Consider the following 19608-nt stretch of genomic DNA (forward strand, 5'->3'; position numbering starts at 1 on the left):
GCCTGCCATCAATGCGCAGGTAGAATGCACGCATGTCCAAGCCCGAACCCGCCCCAGCGTCCGTCAGCGTCATCGTGCCCAGTCACAACGGCGGTCCTTTCCTCGCCGAAGCGCTCGATTCCATCCTCGCCCAGAGTTTGCCGGTCGGGCAGATTCTGATCGTCGACGACGGCTCCACCGACAATACGGCGGAAGTCGTCGCTCGTTACAAAGATCGCCGGATTCAGTACATCCGCAAGCCGCAAGCCGGCCTCGCCGCTGCCTGCAACGTCGGCCTCGAAGCGACCCGCGGCGAATTCATCACGTTTCTGTATCCCGACGATCGCTGGAGCCCCACCTTCGTCGAGCGCATGCATGACTATCTTGGCGAAGACCCGGGCATCGCCTGCGCCTTCAGCAATTTCGTGCACCTCGACGAGGCGACCGGCAAGATGCTCGGCGATCAGTTTCGCCACTATCCCGAGATCAAACGTCCGGTGCTGTTGAAAGACGCGCCCAACGCACACGGTCGCATTCCCCAAGACCGGGCCTTCGGCGCGCTGGTGGCCTGCAGTGACATTCCCGCCTACCTGCAGGTGATGATGTTCCGACGGAGCGCGATCGAAGGACTGCGTTTTGAACCCAGCTTGGGGCTCGGCGCGAATACGATGTTCGCGCTCCAGGCTTTCATGCAAGGCATGGTCGTGTTCACCGATGACATTCTCGCCATCGTGCGTCGGCACGACTGCAAAGCCACGCTCGATCCAGGCAACCTGGCCGTGCAACGCCTCGACGGCTTGAAAGCCCTCGCGCCGCATGTGACTCGCGAGCGCGATGTGGGGCCGTATCGGGAGCGTCTTGGTAGAGCGCAGCTCGACACCGCGATCTCTCTGATGAAGGCCGGCCAGGCGCGTGCCGGTTTTCGCGCTTATCGAGAAGGCTACAAGCTGCCCGGCCCGGGGCTGAGAAAATTCCAAAGCACGTTGCGCTTGTTCGCGGCTTTGCCACAGGGATTGTTGAAGTAGCGCTGTCGCTTCCCCGTATGGCATCGCAACGACTACGATGACTCAATACATGTCGATGTCCTGAATCTCAACCCAGCGGCGTCTGAAAGACGAATACCGCAGGAGTGGCGATGGCATTCGGTAGAGTAGTCTTGCACAGGGACCTGGGCGCCGGCTCGGTGTCGGCCGAATGGGCTCGGCGCCTCTGGCGATGGCGCCACTGGGCCTTGTTTCTCCTGGCCTTGCTGGCGGCCGCGGTCGCCACGGTCAGCCTGGTCACCGATCCTCCTCAGAAGCCGCCGATAACGACCAGTTATCTTCCCGAACCGCACATCGACGCGCCGTGAGGAAACAAAGCACGCACTCGCAGCGTTTCGCGTACGGGGCGGTGAGCGCGCGGCTGCCCTTTATCTCTAATTAATAGTTTCTGGCACGCGCGGGGAGTACCGAAACTTGACTGATTGGCGCGTGCCGTTATCCGTGCTGGACTACGGCGTCGAGGAAGCTGAGGCCGCCCAACGGGTCATCGCCAGCAAGTGGTTGTCCATGGGTCCTGAAGTGGCCGCGTTCGAGCGTGAGTTCGCGCAGATGCAGTCGGCCCGCCACGCCTTTGCCGTCTCCAGCGCCACCGCCGCCCTGCATTTGGCAATGCATGCGATTCGCCTTGGCTCCGGCGATGAAGTCATCCAGCCCGCGATCAATTTCGTCGCCGCCGCGAACATGACCTTGCTCGCCGGTGCCACGCCAGTGTTCGCGGATATTTGCAGTCTCGCCGAACCCACCCTCGATCCCGGGCACGTCGAACGACTCATCACGCCCCGGACCAAAGCCATCGTTCCCATGCACTACGGCGGCAATCTCGCCCGCATGAGTGAGCTGCGAGAATTGTGCAAGCAACGTGGCGTGGCCATGATCGAAGATTCCTGCCACGCGGTTGGCGCCGCTTATCACGATCCGCAGGGCCGCGAGCCTCACGGCGTCATGGCCGGCAGCATCGGCGATCTCGGTACATTTTCCTTCTACGCCAACAAGAATCTGGCGTGCGGCGAAGGCGGCATGCTGGTGACCAACCGCGACGATCTCGGCGAGCGCATCCAGATGATGCGCAGTCATGGCATGACGCGCTCCTCTTGGGAACGTCACCACGGCCGGCCGGGCTCCTATGACATCGCGCTGGCGGGCTTCAACTATCGTCTCGATGAGTTGCATGCCGCCCTGGGCCGGGTGCAACTCGCGAAACTCCTTGCCGGCAACCAACGGCGACAGCAATTGTTGGCACGCTATCGCGAGGGACTGCGGGACGCCGAGCGTTGGACCATGGTGTTCGCCGACCAGATCGAACATTCCTCCGGTCATTTGATGGTCGCGGTGGCGGCTTCTGCCGAGATGCGCGCTAACGCAGCCCATGCGCTGCGCGAAGCGGGCATACAATCGAGCATGCACTACCCTTCCATCCTGGAATTCAGCGGCTTCCGGGGACGCTTTCCCGAGCCGCTGGCATTGACGCATCAATTCGCGAGCCGCGCGATCACCTTGCCCATGCATCCGGGCTTGCGCGCTGAGCAGGTCGACGAGATCACGCACATCCTGCGTGCAGTTGAGTGAAAGTCATCCTGTTTGCCGCCCCGTTTGGGCAGGGCGGCCAGATGCATATTCATTGCCGACGCTATCTGCGGCTGTTGCAGCTGGCAGGCTGCGAGGTGACGCTGATCGAACACGCCGGCGCGCAGTCGCAACCTGTTCCCGGCGTCGACCAGCGCAAGTATCCGCGACGCATGCGCCGTCTCGACGGACTGCTGACGACCCGAGCGCTATCGTTTCTCCACAAACGGCGTCTCAAACCACTCTTGGTATCGGCCAACGCGGATCTCTGTCACGTGCAGTGGCTGGATGAGCGTGTGCTCGATGTGAGTCTCGCGGGCGGTCGCCCGTTGATCGCAACGGCCTGGGGCAGCGACTTGAACGTGCCGGCCCAAGCGGCCCCGAACGATCGAACACGGCAACGTATCGGCGCCGCCCTTCGTGCGCTCGATCTGCTCATCGTCGACGCGGACGACAGCGCGACCACCGCGAATCTGTTGGCTGGGACCCGAGTTCCGGCCGCGACGCTGCCGATCGGGATCGACACAAAGCTCTTCCATCCTGACTTCGCGAAGGAACGCGCCGAGTGGCGGCAGCGATGGCAGATCGAACCCGACGCCCTCGTCTTCCTGTCGGCGCGACAACTCGGCGCTGTATATCGACCGGGCGAGATCATCGCCGCATTCGCAGGCATGCCCTCCGCCGCGCGCGAGCGCGCCTATCTGATCATGCGAACCTTCGGCCACAGCGTCGGCACATCGCTCGCATCTCTCCAACAGCAAACCGAAGCGCTTGGCATCGCGTCGCGGGTGCGCTGGGTTGGAAGCATGCCCTATGAACAACAGCCTGGACTGTTCGTCGCCGCCGACTTCACGGTGAACTTCCCCCACATGGACGCCTTCCCGGTCACGTTTCTCGAGAGCCTGGCGTGCGGCGTGCCGGTGCTGACGAATCGGTTGAAGGCTTATGAATCGAACGGCGCTCTGCCGTACTTGATGTTCGCGAGCGAAGACTCGATCAGCTCGCTGAGCGCAACGATGGCCGCAGCGCTCGATAATGTTGAAGCTCTCCGCACGCAAGCGGCTAAGGGACGCGAGCACGTCGTGCAAAATTTCGACGAGCGTGTGAGCGCGGCCCGGCTGAAAGAAATCTACGATGAGGTCCTGCTGCGCCATTCCGCAGGGAACCGCTGAAAGGCCAACCCGTTTGTTCCTTGCTGAGCTGCGCTGTGCGCGCAGCCGTCGGGAAATCACCGAAGTGCGAGGACACGACCATGGCATTGAGAGACTTGTTTCGCGGGGGCCGTCGTCATCGTGACGAGCACACCCGCTATCCGCTGGATCCGCTGTCGCGCGAATCCTGGCACGAGGAAGCCGACGCCCGTTACGGCTCGGACGTGTACCGGGATTTCGACGACGAACGCCGCCACGTCGAATACGGCGGCTCGAGCAACAATCCGTTCTACGGCGATCATCCGCTCGCGCGTGCCGGCTCCACTTACGACTCCGATTACTTCGGCTCGAAGTTCGGCTTGCCGACGACGCCCTGGCGCAGCGAGGCCGATAGCGAGCAGTTCGACGAGCTGGTATATGGCGGCCGGCCTCGCGGCGAGTTCAGCGGTATGGGACCGCGCGGCTATAGTCGCTCCGACGAGCGCATCAAGGAGGATGTGTGTCAGTGCCTCACTGACGACGATCACATCGATGCGAGCGACATCGAAGTGATGGTGAAAGATCGCGAAGTGATACTGACCGGCACGGTGCGCTCTCGCATGCAGAAACGGCATGCCGAAGATTTGATCGAGCGCTTGTCTGGTGTGCGCGACGTGATCAACAGTCTTCGCGTCGTCGACGACACGCGAAATCTGTAACCACTCTGAAATGGACATGCCGCGCTTGCGCGGGCAGCATGCGAGTTTGTTCACCTCAATGACGAGGACCGTTGCATGCATTGCTGGCTTCTTTTCCATCGGGAACTTCGTCGCGACGTTCCCGAAGCAGCGGAAGTCTTCCGCTTCCAGCAGTCCGCCGCGCAAGCGGGCATTCGCCTCGACGTGCTCAATCCCCGTGATTTCGAGCTCATCGTCGATTCCACCGAAGGCTGGTCCGCGGTTTATCAAGGTCGCAAGCTGCCCAAGCCCGACTTGATCATTCCGCGCACCGGCAGCGAGACCAGCTATTTCACGCTGGCCGTGCTTCGACATTTCGAGCGCCAGGGCATCGCGATGGTGAACAGCCCGGCCGCGGTCGAAGCGGTCGCGGACAAGCTGCAAACTTTGCAAATCCTGTCCGGCGCCGGCTTGCCGATTCCAAAAACCATCCTGGGTAAATTTCCTGTCGACGTGAACGTGATCGAGCGCGAGCTGGGCTTTCCGGTGGTCGTGAAAACTTTGCGTGGTACTCGCGGCAATGGCGTGTTGCTGTGTGCGAATCGCGAACAGTTCAACGATCTCGCCACCCTGCTCGACGGCGCGCAGTCGAGCGCCGATTTCATCTTTCAGGAGTACGTGAAGGCGAGCCACGGCCGCGACGTGCGCGTGCTCGTGATCAATGGTCGCGCCGTCGCCGCGATGGAGCGTCGCTCCACCGACGGCAGCTTCAAATCGAACATCTCGTTGGGCGGCGTGGGCTCGGCGTTCGAGCCGCCACCCGAGATGGCCGAACTCGCGGTTCGCGTAGCAACTGTCCTGGGCCTGGACGTCGCCGGGGTCGACATCCTGCTCGACGACGGTGGCTTTCGGATTTGCGAAGCGAACTCCTCGCCCGGCTTCCAAGGCCTGGAAAAAGCCTGTCGCATCAGCGTGCCGGACGCGATCTTCGGCGCCATGCGGGATCGCCTCGGCTTGCCGGCGCAGGTTCGTCGTCGCAGCTCCTGGCAACGCCTGCTCGACTCGCTGCGTAACGCGGTCCGTCTGGACAGTCGCCCGACTCCCGCCCCGGTGCGCGAACCTACTTAGCCACGGTCGCGTGCGCGGTGCCCCGAAGATGCATCAGCGGCCAGACGCTGCTGTATTGATCCGTCCATCCATGGAATGACGGGGCCGCGGTCGCCTTGTATGTATTGGCGTTTTGGAATTCGGGCCGAGCCAGCAATTCCTGATTTGAGGTCACGACGACCCAGATGCTGGTGTCGTAAGTGCCATCGCTGATACTGCGCACCACTCGGGCCGATCGATTCACGTGCTCGGCGGATCTCGCGCACACCGGCACGAGATCGATGTATCGATTCGAGATGTGCACGGCCAGCACGCCATCGGGTTTCAGATGTTTGAAGTACAGCTCGAACGCTTCGTGCGTGAGCAGATGCGTCGGGATGGCGTCGCTCGAGAAAGCGTCGATGGCCAGCAGATCGAACGCTTGGGGCGACTGATCTTCCAGCGTCAACCGCGCGTCGCCGAGTAGCACCTTCACATCACCATCTTTCCTTGCGGCCGGCAGAAACGTGAAGTACGAGTCTGCAATATCGACGACGGCCGGATTGATCTCGTAGAAGCGCGCGTAGTCGCCGTTTCTCACATAGCCTGACATCACGCCGACGCCCAGGCCGACCACGCCCATCCGCACCGGCCCTTCCGATTGCAGCGCCGTCAACGCGAGCCCGGCGCCGGAGTGCTTGGAAAAATACGAGGATGGCAGACGGCGCAGCTCCTCGTGCAAATACTGGTAGCCGTGACTGATCGTGCCGTGAATCAAATAACGACGCGCCAGTTCGAAGGAGCTCGGATCGTCCTGCACGCTCAGCGTGCCGTAGAAGTTTCTCTGCACCAGCACGCTCTCGCGGCGATCCTGGTACTCCGCCCGCAGCAGCTCGCCCATCAACGTGAGCACGCCGAGGATCATCACGATACGAAACAGCCACAGCGTGCGACGCGCGCCGCGCCGATACCATTGCAGCATCACATACAGCTCGGCAATCAACACCACCAACAGCGGAAACTCGACGTATGTGTGGAAGATGTTGGGCGCGATCAAGCCAACGAATGCGCCACCAATCACGCCACCCAGAGAAATCATCAAGTAGAACCGCGTGAGGTATCGCCCTGTCGGCCGACGCATCACCAGCTCGCCATGACAGGCCATGCAGATGAAGAACAGACTCAGCAGATACGCTGGCACCACATATTGAATCGGCCAGTTCTCCAGCCGGTTGATATACAGATACGCGAGGCCGCCCAGCGACAGGGCCACCAGCGGAAAGAACCAGGTCGGGTGATAGACCCGGTGATTGCCAAAGGCCAGGATGAACGTCAACAAGTACAGTGCGAGCGGCACCACCCAGAGCAGCGGAATCGGCGCGACGTTGGCACTGAGATTTGCCGAGACCGCGACGAGCAATCCGGACGCGCATCCCGACAGCAACAACCACAACACCATTCGCCCCACCGTCGGCGCAGCGTCGTTTGCCTTGGCGACGGGCTCGGCAACTTCCACCGCCTGCGACACAGTTTGTTTGCTGTTGAGATACGCGAGACCGACACACAGCGCGGCGAACACCACAAACAACGCACTCCATCCCAACGCGAGCGTGCGAGAGGTGAAGGCAGGCTCCAGCAACAGCGGGAAGCTGAGCAGCGCCAACAGCGAGCCTGCGTTGGACCATGCGAACAGCCAATACGGCGGCTCGCTGCCCGTTCGACGCATGTACCAGACCTGTAGCAACGGACTGGTGGCGCTCAACATCAGCGACGGCAAGCCCACAGTCACCGTCAACAGCAGCAGGATCTGTAGCGCCGGTTCGCCGCCGCCTTCGGGCCGGAAGGACTCCGCCGGCAGAATGGGCATCATCAGACAACTGACGATCAACAATGCGCCGTGAATCAGACTTTGCCGTTGCGGCGAAACATGCGTCGTGAGCCAGTGGGCATAGCTGTAGCCGCCGAGCACGCAGGCCTGAAAGAACACCAGGGCCGCGCTCCACACCGCGGATGTGCCGCCGAACCAGGGCAGAATTATTTTCGCGATCAGCGGTTGCACGAGGAACAACAGACACGCGCCGACGATCACAGTGACGGCGTATAGCGGTGTCCTGTAAGCCCAGGCTTTGGGCAGCGATCCGACGGTGGAGGCGCTCATTGGGCCGAGGATAGCGCATATACTCCGCAACATGCCCAGCCACTTCAACCAACGAGACATTGCGAGACAACGTATGCATCCGACGTATAAGCATTCATCGCTGCTGAAAGCGGCCACTCTGTCGCTGTTGGCTCTGTGTGCCGCCTGCTCGCGCGAGGCTGCGCCGCCCGTGGCGGATGCGAGTACCCCTGCTGCATCGGCCTCACCACCCACCGCTGCCGGATCACCACTCGAGACCCGGCCGCCGAATGGCACGGACTTCAAGCCCGCGTTTGCCGGTCAGACGCGTGCGCCCGGCATCAAGAGCGAATTCCCGCTGGATATTTCGGTGGTCGCGAAAGACTTGAACGGCGCCTGGTCGTTCGAATTCTTGCCGGATCAGCGCATCCTGGTCACCGAGCGCCAGGGCAACCTGCGCATCGTCGGCAAGGACGGCAAGGTCTCGGCGCCGTTGAAGGGCTTGCCGAAAGTTTATTTCGAGGGCCAGGGCGGCCTGCTCGACGTCGCCCTCGATCCGCAATTCGCCACCAATCGCACCATCTATTGGAGCTATGCCGAACCGCGCGACGGCGGTAATGGCACCGCGCTCGCCAAGGGCGTGATATCGGCGGATGAGAGCAGCGTCGAGAATGTCAAAGTGCTGTTCCGCCAGATGCCGACCTGGGATTCCAAACTGCACTTCGGTTCGCGCATCGTGTTCGCACCCGATGGCAAATTATTCCTGACGCTCGGCGAGCGCTCGCTCCCCGAAACGCGCGTGCACTCGCAGGATCTGAACAGCCACTTCGGCAAGGTGGTGCGCCTCAATCCCGATGGCAGCGTGCCGAGCGACAATCCTTTTGTCGGTCGCAGCGATGCCAAGCCGGAGATCTGGTCCTATGGCCATCGCAACGTCCAGGCCGCGACGCTCGATGCACAAGGCACACTGTGGACCATCGAACATGGTCCGCGCGGCGGCGATGAGTTGAATCATCCGCAAGCCGGTTTGAACTACGGCTGGCCGGTCATCACCTATGGCATCGAATATGCGGGCCCGAAAATCGGCGAGGGCATCACCGCGAAGGAAGGCATGGAACAGCCGGTCTACTACTGGGACCCGGTCATCGCCCCCTCCGGCATGATGTTCTACGACGGCGCCCTGTTCCCCGAATGGCAAGGCAATCTGTTCGTCGGCGGCCTGGGCAGCACCAAGCTCGTCCGTCTGCAGATGCAGGATGGCAAGGTGGTCGGCGAAGAGTGGCTGCTGCAGGATCGCGGCAGCCGCATTCGCGATGTGAAGCAAGGCCCGGATGGGGCCGTGTACGTCGTGACTGAAGCGGCGGACGGACAGCTGTTGAGGATCGGGCGGAAGAGCTGATTCGGCTGGTGAGGATCGCGTGCGTCGCGCAGAGTGACCACGCGATCCTTTGTTACGTCTGCAAGCGGTCCTTTCCTATGCCTGAAAGAAGCGCCACGCGACAGCGTAGGCGCGACCCGCTCAGCTGAGGTCCGCTGTAAACGCCAGGCACTCAATCGCCGCCAATCCCCACTGTGCCGTCGCATTGGTCGACACCCACGCGGCTTCATCCACCGCATTCATCACCGCCGGCCCGGTGATCCTCTGCGTCTCAAATCGCTGATCGGGCGCAAACCCCGCGCGTCCCGCGTAAAACTCCTCCCACGCTCGCCGGGCCAGCGCCGGATCTCGTTTCATCCTGGCTGCGTAAGCGGTCAGCCTCGAATGTCCCTGCCCCAAGTTCAGCTCACCGAGACTCTCACCGAGCGCCGCCTTCTGCTGTTCCGACGGCGCGTTGTATAGCGTGCAGTACTGCACCCACGCCCGCTCAAACTCAGGAATCTTCAGCAACTCGATCAACTCCGCACACACCTCCGGCAATCCAAACGCCGCACTGAGGTGCGAAACATTCAGGGCCTGATCCTTGGAAATATCGAACGCCCCGGTCCGCAAATTCATACGCCCGCCGCCGGTGAAGAACCCTCGCGGCTGCGAGCCAATCGATCGCATGCTCGCAACCAACCGATCACGCATCTCACGCGACCCCGTTCTCTCCCACTCCGTCAGCCACGCGCCAGCAATCGAACCCCAGTCCGTCCCGAAGCCGAGTCGCGCGTAATCACCGTCCGCACTCTCGCGAACACGATCCTGCGCCTCGGGCAACTTCCGCTCTGGAACAACCGTCCGAAGCGTGCGCGCCGCCTCCAATTGCTCCCGCAACAGTTCGCCAATACGCTCATCGGCCGTCAGGAAGTAGTAATAGCGACGATTCAACGCCGTGCTGATGCGCAGTTGCTTGGCGCTACAGCCCCAGTGCATGACGTTGTGCCGCGACCCGAGCGGCGCGAACTTGCCCAAATGATGAACGTCGACCTCGCCGGTATGACGCGTCATCGCCTCGGCGAATCGATAAACATCCGCCCGCCCCGTTCGAAGAAAATACAGCCAAAGCCAGATGTCAGTAGACAGCTCGGAGTTGTCCCACGCATAACCCCCAACGTCATAGCGCCAGGTGTGACGATCCGCATCGTAGGTATGCATCACATCGCCATAGTTCCAGAACCCATACCAGCTATGCTGATCCCGCTGCTTCTCGTAGAAATCGAACAGAAAATCCAACTGCTCTTCGATGCGCACCTGCTTGGCATTGGATCGGTCGGGCAGAGCGAACGTGCCACCAAACACACCAGCCTGATGCAACGTCTGTGGCACGGCGACCATCGCCGCCGGCGCACGCACCGCCGCCGCGAGCTGCACCAAACGTTCGCGAACCGGCGTCGCATCGAGCAACCACAACCGCATTTCGCTGGTGCGCGCGACGCCCACGGGCGTGCCGAAACCGGGCTCATAATCCTCGTAAGTGATATTGAGACCTTCGAGTTGCTTCTCGTGCGTCTCCTGACCCAGCCCGTCGTGATAGAAGCGCAGATCCATCGGCGGCGCATCCGGCGCCCAGAGCCACATCGTGACTTCGGCACGTTCGGTGCGAGCTTTACGAATATCCAGCTGCGCCGGATGACTCTCCCAGAAGTTACGAATGCCGAACGCCACGCCGCCGCTCGGCCCACCGATATATCCCAATCCGGACGCGCGACCGCCACGGCTCGAGTCGAGCCACGCATGACCGAGCCCCGTCCGCTTGCGGATCTGAAAGGAATCCGCCGTGGGTTGCAGCAGCGTCCAGTCGCCGAAGGCGGGAATCAATTCGAGTCCATCCGCCACCTTCGGACCGATCGACGTCACCTTGCGCCCGGCGACCTGCGCCTGACGCGCCTCGACGCCAGGATCGCGACGCAAGCCGGTCAAGCCGCGCACGGCCTCGCCGAACACGCCATCGTTCTCGCCGACGAATCGGACGTGTCGATTGTGGAGTTCATCCACCAGAGGCACATCGAACCGCAGGCCCAGGCCTCGAATGAAATCCCGCGACTCCTCGCCATCGAAAACAAATGTGTGAATCACGCGCACATCGTCGGCGCCCGCGTAGAAATACAGCCGTAGCGTGAAGGGCAACCAGCGACGTCCCTTCGGGCGCGAGTGGTGGCCGGTGATTTTGATCACCGCGCGCAAGGGCCCCTCGTTCTCGATCTCGGCCGACTCGATCATCGACTCGAATGTTTCCACGCTGACGGTCGAGTCCGCCTCCTCCAGCGGCATATTCTGTCGAAGCGCAATCAAGCGGCCCGCGGTGAGCAAGTCCTTGCCACCGCGACGGATCGAATCGATGCAGACCGCGCCATTCCGCAATACGCGGCAAGTCATGACGCCCGTGTCGACCTCGATCGTCCCCGCGTCCTGCTTGACCTTCAATGCCGTCGTTGGCGCCGGACCTTTCTGGCCGGGCTCGATTTGAAACGCGGTGCTCGTCAAAGTCACATCGGGCGCAATCGCATGCGCCGTCCATTTCAACGAGCCATCCGGCCAATACGCCAACGGCCAGGTCTGCAGAGGCACGCGCTTGCCATCGCGATCGCGCAAAGCAAACGGCGTGCGCGGCGAATGTTTGCTACGCGGCCAAGGCATGCCCCAGGTCACACCAGTCGCGACGTCTGACGCGCGTTCATCTAACCAATGACACCACGCACCCTGCTCGAATGTTTGATCCGCCAGGACCGCATTCGACCCGCGCGTCGTCGGTTGCGCATTCGACGCGCCGCCGATCGCGGTCGATGCCAGCGCGCTGGCGGCAATGAACTGCCGTCGTGAAATCCCCTGTGTCATCCCATCCCCCGTCATTCAGGCCCGACCACGATTGAAATTGATCGATACAGCCGGTCTTTTGCGTTGCAAAGACGATTTCTCTGACAAATGATTGCAAATTCGATCAAACTAGCGCAAATATTAGCAACGGGTGGCCGGTGGTCGTGCCGGATTGTTACCGGTGTCACGGATGCTTGCCCGAGCTGACTAAAGCACCGTCGCGCGCTCGCAGGCGCGTCGACGGACAGAAAAGGCACGAGTTTTGGGGGATTACATGGCGAATATCTATGGATATCGCGGTCCACGCTCTGCAACGCGTGCGCCGTGGGCATGGGCCGCCTCCGTGTTGTTCTTACATGGATGGTCCACACCGGCAATCAGCGCTCAATCGGGCGAGCTCGAGGAAGTCGTCGTCACCGGCATTCGTGCCGGCTTGCGCTCCTCGCTCGAGGTCAAGCGCGAGTCGATCACCGTCGTCGATGCGATTTCCGCCGAAGACATCGGCGACTTCCCCGACAAGAATCTGGGTGAAGCGCTCCAACGCATCACGGGCGTACAGATCAGCCGGCAGGATGGCGAGGGTCGCGGCGTCAGCATTCGCGGCGCCGAGCCCGGCCTGAATCGCGTCGAGATCAATGGCGTCACGGCGCTGTCGCTCACCGTCGGTGGCGGTCGCGACGTCGACTTCCGCGATCTGCCGGTCGAATTCGTGTCGCGCCTGGAAGTTTTCAAATCCTCGACCCCCGAGATGACCGAAGGCGGCATCGGCGGCACCGTGCGAGTGGTCACACGTCGACCGCTCGACAGCGCCGAGCCCTATCTCGCAGGCTCCACGCAGATGGTCTACAGCGATCTCGCCCGGGAGTACGACCCCAAGCTCGCCATCATCGGCAGTCGCACGTTCCTGAACAACACGCTGGGCTTGTTGGGCGCGGCGACGTACGAAGAGCGCCATCTCGATAGTCACAACGCTCGCACCACCGGTTGGCTGCGTCGCTCGCCGACGCCAACGGGCTCGGGGGCTACGCCCGGCCGCGGCACCGATGTGAACGGCGACGGCACCAACGACTGGATTCCGGAGATTCCGCGTTACTCGCTCGATCGTCGCGAAACCAAGCGACCGGCGTTCCTCGGGATCGTCGAATGGGCGCCCAACGAAGCCGTGAAGGTGTTCGCCGAAGGCACCTATGCCAAGGCGAAGGAACAAGTGAGCAGCATGTTGATGCAGCTCAGTGCCGCCAGCGGCTTGATCGATTATGCGAACAGCGTGGTCGGGCCCGATAACACGGTGACTCACCTGGAAGTGATTCCACACCCGCTGTTTCAAACCGATCTTGCCTATCGCAACATCGGCGGCTCGCTCGAGCGCGAGCAGTACACGACGGCGCTCGGCGGCGAATGGGATCTGGGCGCCTTCAAGCTCGACGGCCGTGTGACCTACGCATCCGCCGAAGTACAAAACGACGAGAAGAACTCTACCGCCACGATCTTCGGCGTGCCGCGCGCAATCGTTGACTACAACAACAGCGAGCGCGCCCCGAATTTCACCTTCCCTGGCATCGACACCACCACGGGCGATGCCGTGAACAACCTGACGGCCGTGTTCAATCCCCGAACCAACTCTCAGGAAGAGACCAGCGCCCAATTCAACGTCGAGTATCAGCCCGAGATTAACTGGCTCACCTCGATCAAGACCGGTTTCGAAGTGCGTGAGCTGACGATGGACAGCATCCTGTTCCAGCGCACGATCCAGCTGACCAGCCGTCCCGGCATCTCCAGCGGCGGCTCGACCATCAGCATTCCGGTGGCGCAGTCGGTGATCCGGGACATCATCGACAACAACTCGGGCGTCAACGACGTGCGCTTCTTTGCCACCGGCGATCTGGGTTTCAACGGCATTCGTTATTGGAACGACAATGGTGATGCCACCTACAACGCCACCATCGCCGCGAGCGGCCTGGGCAACATCGACGTGCATGGGTTCAATCCGAACACCGAAACCAACAACAGCTTCCAGAACTACCTGGACACCTGGGAAGTCGAGGAAAAAACCAACGCAGCTTATCTGCAGAGCTCGTTCAAGTTCGACGGGCTGGCCATTCCCATCAGCGGCACGCTGGGCGTGCGCTATGTCGACACCGAAACGATGTCTTCGGGATACAACCGCATCCGGCACGCACCGGGCGTTGTGACTTTCCCTCGCGCCTCCCACGACGGCGGCTACAAGAGATGGCTGCCTTCGCTGAACCTGCGCTTCGACCTGAGCGACGACCTCGTCGGGCGCATGACGGCGGGCAAAGTGCTCGCACGTCCCAACCCGAGCCAGCTGGCGCTGCGCAGATCGTTGGATAGCGTGGGTTTCACCGGTTCGCGTGGCAATCCAGAGCTCAAGCCTTATGAAGCGACCCAGTATGACCTGGGCCTGGAATGGTATTTCTCGCGCGACGGCTTCGTCTCCGCCACCGCGTTCCGCAAAGAGATCGCCGAGTTCGTCATCAACAAGTCGTTCTCGGAAGAAGTCGATGGCTCGCCCGGCGACAGTTCCGGCAACGAATACACGGTCGTTCTGCCGGTCAACGGCGGCGATGACGTGACCGTCAACGGCATCGAGGCCGGTGCGCAATACGCCTTCGACTTCCTGCCGCAACCGTTCAACGGCTTCGGCGCATTGGCCAACGTGACCTACCAGAAGGACAAAGGCTTCAAGGGCCCCAACATCATCACCGGTGAAATCCTGCCGTTTCCCGGTCTGTCCCGGCTCAGTTACAACTACTCGCTGTATTTCGAGAACGATCGCTTCAGCGCTCGCGCCTCGTACAACTGGCGCGAGAAATGGCTGATCAGCGCGTCGGGCCGTGGCGCCCTTCCCGAGTTCAACGAAGACTTCGGCTCACTGGATGCTTCGGTCAGTTACAACATCCTGCCGGAGATCACCGTGTTCGTGGAAGCGATCAACCTGCTGGGCGACCAGCGCATCGAGCACAACACCGAGTTGCGACGAATTGCCAACGAAACTTACGGGTCGCGCTACTTTCTCGGAGTGCGAGCGCGATTGTGAGTACGGTTCGAGGCGGTGCGCAGCATGGCAGCCCCCTTTCATCGCTGCGCGCCGTCTCGCAACCGGGTTTCCGACCCCTGGATAAGAACGCGATATGACTATTCGTTTATTGACCTTGTTTCTATTGTCCCTGGTTTCTTTGTCGGCCACCGCGGCGGAAGCGCTGCGAGCCAGCGTGACGGTCCGCACCGATCAGTCCGGCAGCGTCATCGATCCCGGCATCTACGGTCAGTTCGCGGAACATCTGGGCCGCGGCATCTATGAAGGTGTCTGGGTCGGTGAGAACTCGCCGATTCCGAACACGCGCGGTCTGCGCAACGATGTGCTCGCGGCATTGAAGGAGCTCGGCGTTCCAGTGCTACGCTGGCCCGGCGGCTGCTTCGGCGATGAATATCACTGGCGCGACGGTATCGGTCCGCGCAATCGGCGACCGACGCGCATCAATACAACCTGGGGCGGCGTCGTCGACGACAACTCCTTCGGCACGCACGAGTTCATGGACTTCGCCGAGCTCATCGGCGCCGAGGTCTATGTGAATGGCAACGTCGGCACCGGCTCCACGCAGGAGATGGCCGAGTGGGTCGAGTACATGACGGCCGACAACAACTCGACGCTGGCACAACTGCGTCGGGCGAACGGTCGTGACAAGCCCTGGCGATTGCACTACTTCGCTGTCGGCAACGAGACCTGGGGCTGCGGCGGCAACATGCGGCCGGAGTTCTACGCCGATCTCTATCGCCAGTACGCGACCTTCATCAAAACCCCACGCGATAACAAGCCTCAGCACATCGCAAGCGGCGCGAACGGCAGCAACACCGAATGGACCGAAGTGTTGATGCGCGAAGCGGCCAAGCACATGGATGCGATCAGCGTGCACTACTACACCCTGCCCCGAGGCGCGTGGAAGGAAAAAGGCGCGGCCACCCGCTTTCCCGAATCGGAATGGATGTCGACCTTTACGCGCACCATGCGAATGGACGAGATCCTGACCAACCATAGCAAGATCATGGATCGCTACGATCCGGAGCGACGCGTGGCGCTACTGGTCGACGAATGGGGCACCTGGTACGACGTCGAGCCGGGCACCAACGAAGGCTTTCTGTATCAACAGAACAGCCTGCGCGACGCGCTGGTCGCGGCCGTCAATTTCAATATCTTTCACCGTCACGCCGAGCGGGTGCGCATGACGAATATCGCGCAGATGGTGAACGTACTGCAGGCCATGATCCTCACCGACGGGCCGAAGATGCTGAAGACCCCGACCTATCATGCGTTCGCCCTGTACAAGCCCTTTCGAGGTGCCACTCATGTTCCGGTGGAGATTGCGACGGCCGAGTACCGACTGGACAGCGAGAGCGTTCCGGCTGTGCATGCCACAGCCGCGCGAGATAAAGCCGGTGCGCTGCATATCGCGCTCACGAATCTGGATCCGCACCGTGCCGCTACGGTCGAGCTGCGCCTGCCGGGTCAGGCTGGCAAGGCGCTACAAGGGCAGATTCTGACCGCCGCCACCACCGACGCTATCAACACCTTCGCCGCTCCTGATACTGTGCGCCCGGTTCCCTTCAAAACGCTCAAAGCGAGCGGCGAGCGGCTGCAGATCGAGCTGCCCGCCAAGTCGCTGCTGGTCCTGAGTCAGAGGTAACGCATGGGCAAGTCCACGACCATCGCCTTTCGGATGCAGCTGAAGCCCGGCCGGGTGGATGAATACCGGCGGCGCCACGACGAGCTGTGGCCGGAGCTCAAGGAAACGCTGCACGAGGCCGGCATTCACGACTACTCGATCTTCCTCGATCCCAAGACGCTGCAGCTGTTCGCGGTGCTCAAGCTGCGCCCCGGGCATCGGCGCGAGGAACTGCCCGACCATCCCGTCATGAAGCGCTGGTGGCTGTACATGGCGGAGCTGATGGAAACCGACGCCGATCTGCGACCGCGCGAGTGGCCCCTCGTGCCCATGTTTCATCTCGATTGAAGGTAAGTTTCATGCCCGTTCCGCTTCGCGACTACGACACGGCGCGCCTGCATCGCACCGTTCAGCTGCTGATTTCCAATCTGGTCGATCTGAAAGATTCCTCCGGCGAATTCCTGTTGAAGCTCGACGACGGCCGCGTCATCGACACCAAGGGTTGGAACGATTGGGAATGGACGCATGGCATCGGGCTGTACGGCATCCAGCAGTACTACCAGCTCACCGGCGATCCGCGCTGCTTGCAAGTCATCAAGGACTGGTTCCGCGATCGTTTCGCCGCCGGCACGCCGACCAAGAACGTCAACACGGTGGCGCCGTTCCTCACGCTCGCGAATCTCTACGAGCAATACCGCGATCCGACCTACGTGCCTTATCTGGACACGTGGGCCGAATGGGTGATGCACGACATGCCGCGCACCGAAGAAGGCGGCTTACAACACATCGTCTTCAACTCAGAAAATCCCCAGCAGTTGTGGGATGACACGTTGATGATGTGCGTGCTGCCGCTGGCGCGCATCGGCCAGGTGCTGGGACGACCGCAGTATCTCGAAGAGGCACGCCGGCAGTTTCTGCTCCACGTCAAATATCTTCACGACCGCCGCACGGGGTTGTGGTTTCACGGCTGGACCTTCGATGGCCGGCACAATTTCGCCGAAGCGCTGTGGGCCCGAGGCAATTGCTGGGTCACGATTGCGATTCCCGAGTTCATCGAGATGCTGAACCTGCCGCCGGGCGATGCGCTTCGTGAGTTCCTGATCGATACGTTGAAGGCCCAGGTGCGCACACTCCAGAAACATCAAGACGCCAGTGGCCTGTGGCACACGCTGATCAACGATCAATCATCGTACTTGGAAGCCTCCGCGACGGCGGGCTTCGCGTACGGCATTCTGAAGGCGGTGCGCCGGCGCTATCTGCCGGAGAAATATCTGGAGACCGGCCTGCGTGCGGTTCAAGGCGTGCTCGAGAACATCGCCGACAACGGCGAGCTGCGCAATGTTTCTTTCGGCACGGCCATGGGCTCGGATCTGGAGTTTTATCGCAAGATCCCGCTCACACCGATGCCGTACGGCCAAGCCATGGCCATGCTGTGCCTGGGTGAATACCTGCGCACGCGCATCTGACCCGCATGGCCACACGCACGGTTCGGTTCGGCCACTACGTCGCCTACGGCAGCAATGACTTCCTGGGCGCCGGCGCGATGTCGGTCATCAGCGGCTGGATCCTGTTCTTCTACACGACCTTCTGCGGTCTCACCGCCGTGCAAGCCGCCGCGATCTTCGCGATCGCGCGGCTGTTCGATGCCGTGGCCAGCCCCCTGATCGGCTACATCTCCGATCATTTCCATCGCACCTCCCTCGGTCGACGCTTCGGCCGTCGGCGGTTTTTCATTTTGCTCGCCGTGCCGCTGCTGCCCAGCTTCGCGCTGATGTGGATCGACGGCATGAGCTTCTGGTACTACCTCGTCACGTACGTGTTCTTCGAGGTCGTGTATGCGATGGAGCTGATTCCATACGAGACACTGGCTGCGGAGATGTCGCCCGACTACAAGGTCAAGGCGAAGTTCGCCGGGGCTCGCATTCTGTGCGGTCAGGTCGCCGCCATCCTCGCGGGCGTGCTGCCCGGCCGGATCATCGAAGCGTTCGGCAAGAGCTCGGCGGAGACGTTCTTTTATCTGGGCGTGATCTTCTCGGTGATCTTCATGCTGGTCGCGCTGGCCGTGTTCACGTTCACTTGGGAGCGGCCGCGCGAGGAGATCGAGAGCATCGCCCTCGAGCATGGCGATCAATCGCCGTTGCGACGACTGACACAACTGTATTCCGACTTGATCGCAACGCTGCGCATCCGCGCCTTTCGACTGCACCTCGGCATGTACCTCGGCGGTTACATCAGCCAGGACATCTTCAACGCCGTGTTCACCTACTTCATCGTGTTCGCGATCGGCGGCAGCGTCGTCATCGCATCGAACTTGATGGGCACGATGGCGTTCGCCCAGTTGCTGGCCGTCGCCGCGTTCATTCCGATGTGCCTGCGATTGCATCCCGCGCCCTCTTACCGCATCGCTGTCGGCTTGTACGGGACCGCCGTGCTCGGGTTCGTGGTGCTCTATCAGATGCATCCCGTGCCCACGTGGTGGATCTACGTGCCCGTGCTGATCGCTGGTTTGGGACGCGGCGGGCTCAACTACATTCCCTGGAACACCTATAACTACATGGCCGACGTCGACGAGATCGTCACCGGCCGCCGTCGCGAAGGCGCCTTCGCCGGCGTCATGACCTTCATTCGCAAGACCTCGCAAGCGGCCGCGGTCATGGGCGTCGGCTTCATCTTGCAAGCCGGCGGATTCATTTCCGGCAACACGACTCAATCGCCACAAGCGGTGCAGACCATCGTGCTGATGCTCGCGTTAGGCACGCTGACGCTACTGGCCTTCGGCTGGGTCGTCTCCCTGCGCTTCCATCTCGATCGCGACACGCACGCAGTACTGATGCGCGAGATCGCGCGCTTCAAAGAGCAACCCGATCCCGTGCCCGATGCACAGAGCCGACGCATCGTTGAAGACCTCACCGGCTGGCGCTACGAGGAGTTGTGGGGCAGACGAAAAACGGCAACTGGGCATCGCAGCCACCTTGACTCTCCCGCCAACTTGAGCAGTACGACAACGGAGTGAAAGAAAGTTGTGCTAAGTGCACGGACCGCCTTGACAGTTGGCGGCTCGACCCTAGAATAGCGGCCTCTCCGGTGGCCACGCC

14 protein-coding genes are annotated in these 19608 nt (G+C 61.7%); 12 read left to right on the forward strand and 2 right to left on the reverse strand.

The window, feature by feature from the left end; all coding sequences use genetic code 11:
• Positions 1-32 precede the first annotated feature (32 nt).
• From ACFPN2_RS01100 to ACFPN2_RS01125, 6 genes are all read left to right on the forward strand, one after another.
• Positions 33-1004, forward strand: a complete 972-nt coding sequence (locus ACFPN2_RS01100; protein WP_380594126.1) for a glycosyltransferase family 2 protein — start codon at positions 33-35, stop codon at positions 1002-1004.
• 110 nt (positions 1005-1114) lie between these two features.
• A complete protein-coding gene (locus ACFPN2_RS01105; RefSeq protein ID WP_380594128.1) occupies positions 1115-1330 on the forward strand; it encodes a hypothetical protein in 216 nt (71 codons plus the stop codon).
• Between the two features lie 106 nt (positions 1331-1436).
• Positions 1437-2588, forward strand: a complete 1152-nt coding sequence (locus ACFPN2_RS01110; RefSeq protein ID WP_380594130.1) for a DegT/DnrJ/EryC1/StrS family aminotransferase — start codon at positions 1437-1439, stop codon at positions 2586-2588.
• Positions 2585-3757 (forward strand): glycosyltransferase family 4 protein, encoded by a 1173-nt coding sequence (locus ACFPN2_RS01115; RefSeq protein ID WP_380594132.1) that lies wholly within the window; start codon positions 2585-2587, stop codon positions 3755-3757. The genes ACFPN2_RS01110 and ACFPN2_RS01115 overlap by 4 nt, the downstream gene beginning before the upstream one ends.
• An 80-nt stretch (positions 3758-3837) precedes the next feature.
• Entirely contained in the window at positions 3838-4434 is a 597-nt protein-coding gene (locus ACFPN2_RS01120) for a BON domain-containing protein (protein ID WP_380594134.1), read from the forward strand.
• Positions 4435-4509: 75 nt separating this feature from the next.
• Positions 4510-5520 (forward strand): ATP-grasp domain-containing protein, encoded by a 1011-nt coding sequence (locus ACFPN2_RS01125; RefSeq protein ID WP_380594136.1) that lies wholly within the window; start codon positions 4510-4512, stop codon positions 5518-5520.
• Here ACFPN2_RS01125 and ACFPN2_RS01130 read toward each other — a convergent pair.
• Positions 5513-7636, reverse strand: coding sequence for a spermidine synthase (locus tag ACFPN2_RS01130; protein ID WP_380594138.1), 2124 nt, complete (start codon positions 7634-7636; stop codon positions 5513-5515). The genes ACFPN2_RS01125 and ACFPN2_RS01130 overlap by 8 nt on opposite strands.
• A 73-nt stretch (positions 7637-7709) precedes the next feature.
• Between ACFPN2_RS01130 and ACFPN2_RS01135 the strand changes: the two genes are divergently transcribed.
• The gene (locus ACFPN2_RS01135) at positions 7710-8993 is read left to right on the forward strand and encodes a PQQ-dependent sugar dehydrogenase (RefSeq protein WP_380594140.1); all 1284 of its coding nucleotides are present in this window, start codon (positions 7710-7712) and stop codon (positions 8991-8993) included.
• Between the two features lie 120 nt (positions 8994-9113).
• Here ACFPN2_RS01135 and ACFPN2_RS01140 read toward each other — a convergent pair whose 3' ends face one another.
• Complete coding sequence (locus ACFPN2_RS01140) at positions 9114-11852, reverse strand: exo-rhamnogalacturonan lyase family protein (RefSeq protein WP_380594142.1); 2739 nt, start codon at positions 11850-11852, stop codon at positions 9114-9116.
• Positions 11853-12105: 253 nt separating this feature from the next.
• Between ACFPN2_RS01140 and ACFPN2_RS01145 the strand changes: the two genes are divergently transcribed.
• The 5 genes from ACFPN2_RS01145 (at position 12106) to ACFPN2_RS01165 (ending at position 19526) form a co-directional block, all read left to right on the forward strand.
• Entirely contained in the window at positions 12106-14889 is a 2784-nt protein-coding gene (locus ACFPN2_RS01145) for a TonB-dependent receptor (RefSeq protein WP_380594144.1), read from the forward strand.
• A 94-nt stretch (positions 14890-14983) separates the two neighbouring features.
• Complete coding sequence (locus tag ACFPN2_RS01150) at positions 14984-16534, forward strand: alpha-N-arabinofuranosidase (protein ID WP_380594146.1); 1551 nt, start codon at positions 14984-14986, stop codon at positions 16532-16534.
• A gap of 3 nt (positions 16535-16537) precedes the next feature.
• Complete coding sequence (locus tag ACFPN2_RS01155; RefSeq protein ID WP_380594148.1) at positions 16538-16861, forward strand: L-rhamnose mutarotase; 324 nt, start codon at positions 16538-16540, stop codon at positions 16859-16861.
• 11 nt (positions 16862-16872) lie between these two features.
• Positions 16873-17979, forward strand: a complete 1107-nt coding sequence (gene bglB / locus ACFPN2_RS01160) for a beta-galactosidase BglB (protein ID WP_380594149.1) — start codon at positions 16873-16875, stop codon at positions 17977-17979.
• Between the two features lie 5 nt (positions 17980-17984).
• Positions 17985-19526: an MFS transporter gene (locus tag ACFPN2_RS01165; protein ID WP_380594151.1), complete on the forward strand. Its 1542-nt coding sequence runs from the start codon at positions 17985-17987 to the stop codon at positions 19524-19526.
• The last annotated feature ends 82 nt before the right edge of the window (positions 19527-19608 follow it).

Origin of the sequence: Steroidobacter flavus, assembly GCF_042651805.1 — a bacterium.
Lineage (GTDB): Bacteria > Pseudomonadota > Gammaproteobacteria > Steroidobacterales > Steroidobacteraceae > Steroidobacter > Steroidobacter flavus.